4 protein-coding genes and 1 rRNA gene are annotated in these 4,957 nt (G+C 67.4%); 3 read left to right on the plus strand and 2 right to left on the minus strand.

The genetic code is table 11. The features are described 5' to 3' along the window. Positions 1-150: 150 nt before the first annotated feature. Positions 151-267, plus strand: a 5S ribosomal RNA gene (gene rrf / locus L942_RS04595). Positions 268-376: 109 nt separating this feature from the next. On the opposite strand, the gene cobF is transcribed toward rrf, so the two are convergent. Continuing rightward, positions 377-1,138 (minus strand): precorrin-6A synthase (deacetylating), encoded by a 762-nt coding sequence (gene cobF, locus L942_RS04600; RefSeq protein ID WP_037355312.1) that lies wholly within the window; start codon positions 1,136-1,138, stop codon positions 377-379. Between the two features lie 114 nt (positions 1,139-1,252). Between cobF and L942_RS04605 the strand changes: the two genes are divergently transcribed. Both L942_RS04605 and L942_RS04610 read left to right on the plus strand, forming a co-directional pair. Next, complete coding sequence (locus L942_RS04605) at positions 1,253-1,459, plus strand: heavy-metal-associated domain-containing protein (RefSeq protein WP_037355315.1); 207 nt, start codon at positions 1,253-1,255, stop codon at positions 1,457-1,459. A gap of 11 nt (positions 1,460-1,470) precedes the next feature. After that, on the plus strand, positions 1,471-3,702 hold the full coding sequence (locus L942_RS04610) for a heavy metal translocating P-type ATPase (RefSeq protein ID WP_037355317.1): 2,232 nt from the start codon (positions 1,471-1,473) through the stop codon (positions 3,700-3,702). 191 nt (positions 3,703-3,893) lie between these two features. Here the strand turns inward: L942_RS04610 and L942_RS04615 are convergent, their stop codons facing one another. Further along, positions 3,894-4,175, minus strand: coding sequence for a metal-sensitive transcriptional regulator (locus L942_RS04615; protein WP_037355320.1), 282 nt, complete (start codon positions 4,173-4,175; stop codon positions 3,894-3,896). Positions 4,176-4,957: the final 782 nt, after the last annotated feature.

The following is a 4,957-nucleotide window of genomic DNA, read 5'->3' on the forward strand; positions in this document are numbered from 1 at the left end:
AAATGGAAGCACAGTAATGTGTTGTCGAGTTGACTGGTACTAATAGGCCGAGGACTTGCCCACAAAGATGTTGCGCATCCGCTCTACGGTTCTGAAACACCACACCGGCTGTCACCGTTGAGGTGGCGGGTGTGTGTTGTTTCGGAGTGTTTCGGTGGTTTTAGCGTCAGGGAAACGCCCGGTCCCATTCCGAACCCGGAAGCTAAGCCTGACTGCGCCGATGGTACTGCAACCGAAGGGTTGTGGGAGAGTAGGACACCGCCGAACTCAACGTAAAAGGAGCGGGGCTCCGGTCGAGAACCTGAAGAGGTTTTCCCGGAGTCCCGCTTTTTTCATGCCTAAAGACGGCGAACCACACAAGCGGCCCGCCGCCCCCTCACTCCGGCCGGCGCAGCAGGTATGTGTCCATGATCCAGCCGTGCCGCTCCCGGGCCGCGGTCCGCGTCTCCCGGATCTTGGCCGCCAGCGCGTCATCCAGCGGCCCGGACAACAGAATCTCGTCCGGAGTGCCGACGTACGCGCCCCAATAGATCCACAACCCCTGGCCGGTGTACCGGTCGAAGGTGGTGTGCGCGTCGAGCAGCACGAAGACGTCGTCGGCGTCGCTCGGCCAGCCCGCGGCCAACCGGCGACCCGTCGTGAGCTGCACCGCGCGGCCGATCTGATTCATCGTCGTACGATGCCGAGCCACCAGTGCGGAGATGCTGCTGATCCCCGGCACGACTTCGTAGTCGAACTCCACGTTCCCGCGGGCCAGCACCGCCTCGATCAACGCGATGGTGCTGTCGTAGAGGGCCGGGTCACCCCAGACGAGGAACGCACCGGTCTCGCTGTCGGCCAGCTCGTCGCGGATCAGCCGCTCGTAGACGTCGGTGCGGAGCTGGTGCCAGTCCGCGACCGCGGTGCGGTAATCGGACGGCGTGCGGTCGCGGTCCGGGTCCTTCGCGCTCACCACGCGGTACCCCGGCCGGCTCACGAACCGCTCCAGTATCTCCTGGCGCAGCTGCACCAGGTCGGCCTTCGCGCTGCCCTTGTCGAGCACGAAGAACACGTCGACGCGATTGAGCCGGTCGACTGCCTGCACTGTCAGGTGTTCCGGATCACCGGCTCCGATCCCGATCGCGTAGATCTTCCGCATCCGTGCAGTCTCTCCCGGCGGGTAACCGGGTTCACGAGAGGGTCCCCTGGCATGCCGCTACCCCCTAGGGGTATAAAGGAAGCATCGGCAGAGAGCACGATAGGGAGTGTGGCGATGACTGAAGCGACTTACACCGTCGAAGGCATGACGTGCGGGCACTGCGTCAGCTCGGTGAAAGAGGAGGTAGGCGGCCTCGCCGGCGTGCAGGCAGTCGACGTCGACCTCGCCAGCGGCGCGGTGAAGGTCACCAGTGCAGAGCCGATCTCGCGCGAGGCCGTCGAGGCTGCCGTCGCGGAGGCCGGCTACCAGGTCGTCGCGTAAAAAGGAGTGACATGAGCACCACGACACCAGCCCCCGTGCAGTCAGTCGAACTCGCCATTGGCGGGATGACCTGCGCGTCGTGCGCTGCTCGGGTCGAACGGAAGCTCAACAAGGTCGAAGGCGTCACCGCGAGCGTCAACTACGCGACGGAGAAGGCGCACGTCGAATACCCCTCCACCGTTTCGGTCGATGACCTGGTGGGCGTCGTCGAAGCGACTGGCTACACCGCGCAAGCGCCGGAACCGGAGAAGCCGGAGGAACCCGAGCAGGACGAGACTCGCCCGCTGCGCGACCGGCTCCTGTACTCGGCGATCCTCACCGTGCCGGTGATCGTGCTGGCGATGGTCCCCGCACTGCAGTTCACGAACTGGCAGTGGCTGTCGCTCACGCTCGCCGCGCCGGTCGTGGTCTGGGGAGCGTGGCCGTTCCACCGCGCCGCCTGGACCAACCTCCGGCACGGTGCGGCGACGATGGACACGCTGATCTCGCTCGGCGTCTCGGCTGCCACGCTGTGGTCGCTGTACGCGCTGTTCTTCGGCATGGCGGGCATGCCGGGCTTGCGGCACGGCTTCGAGTTCAGCGTGTCCGGGGGCTCGGGAACGGACAACATCTACCTCGAGGTCGCGGCCGGCGTCACCACGTTCATCCTCGCCGGCCGCTATTTCGAGGCGAGGTCGAAGCGGCGTTCCGGTGCTGCGCTGCGAGCCCTGCTCGAGCTCGGCGCGAAGGACGTGACAGTCCTGCGCGACGGTCGTGAGCAGCGAATCCCGGTCGACCAGCTCCGCGTCGGGGACACGTTCGTGGTGCGGCCAGGCGAGAAGATCGCTACGGACGGCGTGGTTACCGACGGTGGCTCGGCAGTCGACGTCAGCATGATTACCGGGGAATCCGTGCCCGTCGAGGTCGCGGTGGGTGACGGTGTGACGGGCGCGACGGTGAACGTCGGCGGCCGGATCACGGTACGCGCGACCCGGGTCGGCGCGGACACGCAGCTCGCGCAGATGGCCCGGCTCGTCGAGGAAGCGCAGAACGGCAAGGCCGCGGTGCAGCGCCTGGCCGACCGCGTCTCGGCGGTGTTCGTGCCGATCGTGCTCGTGCTGGCGGTGGGCACGCTCATCACCTGGCTGCTGACCAGCGGAAACGTCACCGAGGCGTTCACCGCGGCGGTAGCGGTGCTGATCATCGCCTGCCCGTGCGCGCTCGGGCTCGCGACCCCGACCGCCCTGCTGGTCGGCACCGGTCGCGGTGCGCAGCTGGGGATTCTCATCAAGGGGCCGGAGGTGCTCGAGTCCACTCGCCGGGTCGACACCGTCGTGCTCGACAAGACCGGGACTGTCACGACCGGGCGAATGAGCCTGGTGGACGTCCACGTCGGGGAAGGCGTCACGGAGCGCGAACTGCTGCGCTACGCGGGAGCGGTCGAGCACGCTTCCGAGCACCCGATCGCGAAGGCGATCGCAGACGGTGCCCGGGAGCGAGTCGGTGACCTCCCGTCCGCGACAGAGTTCCGGAACACCGAGGGCCTCGGAGTCTCCGGTCTCGTGGATGGTGCCGCAGTTCTCGCCGGTCGTGCAGCCTTCCTGGCTGACTGGAGCGTCAAGATCGACGACCAGCTCACCGAGGCCAAAGCCGCCGCAGAAGAACGCGGCGCGACGGCAGTTTTCGTCGCATGGGACGGCGTGGCACGGGGTGTGCTGGTGGTCGCGGACACGATCAAGCCGACGTCAGCCCAAGCCGTCGCCGAACTCCGCGCAATGGGCCTGCAGCCGGTACTGCTGACCGGCGACAACGCGGGTGCAGCGCGGGCGATCGCGGACGCCGCGGGCATCACCGAGGTAGTGGCCGAGGTGCTGCCGGAGGAAAAGGTGGCCGTGGTGAAGCGCCTGCAAGGCGAAGGCCGCGTGGTGGCTATGGTCGGCGACGGAGTCAACGACGCGGCCGCCCTCGCCCAAGCTGACCTCGGCCTGGCGATGGGCACCGGAACGGACGCCGCGATCGAAGCCGGCGACCTGACCCTGGTCCGAGGAGACCTGCGCGCAGCAGTAGACGCGATCCGCCTGGCCCGGCGCACGCTGGGCACGATCAAGGGGAACCTGTTCTGGGCGTTCGCCTACAACGTCGCGGCACTGCCGCTGGCGGCGTTCGGCCTGCTCAACCCAATGATCGCCGGCGCGGCGATGGCGTTCTCGTCAGTGTTCGTCGTCTCGAACAGCCTGCGGTTGCGGCGGTTCCGGGCAGCATGATTTACCCGGAGACGGGCCAGCAGCGGGGTTCCCGCCGCTGGCCCGTTTTGCCGTGGGTTTGGTGCTGGTCGTTGCGACGATCCCGCTGGCTCCTGGACTGCCGCAGAAACGATCTCCGCGGGCAACCGGATGACGGCCCCGCCCGGGATCTCTGCTCCGCTCCACCCGCGCTAACCCGACGAGGAATCGCCTCAGGAACGCACCAACCGGGCGATCGCGTCGGAGGCCTCGCGCACCTTCAGATCAGCTTCCTCCCCGCCCGCAGCCGCCGCTTGGACGACGCAGGTCGCCAGGTGCTCGTCGAGCAGCTCCAGGGAGAACGACTGCAACGCCTTCGTCGCCGCGGACACCTGGGTCAGAATGTCGATGCAGTACTTGTCCTCCTCGACCATGCGCTGCAGGCCGCGGATCTGCCCCTCGATCCGGCGAAGGCGCTTGAGGTAGGCCTCTCGTTCATTGCCGTAGCCGGTCATCGCACGTCGTCCCTTTTCCTCGGCATTCCGGTCCACTGCTCAGTATACCCACCCGGTGTATCCAGGGCGGTCGCTCAGCCAGCGGGAACGTCGACCCGGTGACGGCGGAGGTTCGGCTTTGTCCAGCGTGAGACGAGCTTCGGGCGGTGGTTGCTGCCAAGTATGGATGCTCACCGCATCCGGAGCTGGTACTCCACAGGTCGAGCGCTAGTCCCGCTGCGGTCAGCGCAGAGGTTAGGCCGCTTGTTCCGCTCAGCGAGCCACCCGTGCGGGACCGGCATCCGCAGAGGCGGATCCGCGAAACGGGCCGCCCCGGCTCGGCGCGTGCTTAGCTAGCGGGAGGGTCTCGGGTGCTAGTAATCGCGAAGAGGCAACCGTTTTGGGTGCAGGCCTGCTCGCGGTGGCGAAGCACCCGTCCTACCCTGCGGCGCTGCCCAGGCCAGCGGTGGACTCAGCGACTCTCGGCGGTGACCTCAGGGAACTGGCCGAGCAAGTACGCCGGTGGTGCAGTTTCGGCCTCGTTCGCGCCGTGCACTGGCGAGCAGGTACAGCGTCGGTCTGGGGCACCCGTTTGGAGCAAGCTTTGCCGTGTCTGCAGCGCTGGTTCGGTCTGGGGCGCGCCTGTTTGGAGCGTGCATCGCGCCGTGCGTGTGCGGCGTGGGTTCGGTCTGGAGTCCGGTTGGGAACGGGTTCCGCCGTGCATGTGCCGCGTTGGCTCGGGGGTCTGCCCAGGCTTCGGTTGACACCGGAGCTGACTGTTTCTCAGGCCGCTGCTGCGGTGG

The organism is Amycolatopsis orientalis DSM 43388 (assembly GCF_000411975.1).
GTDB classification, from domain to species: Bacteria; Actinomycetota; Actinomycetes; order Mycobacteriales; family Pseudonocardiaceae; genus Amycolatopsis; species Amycolatopsis orientalis_D.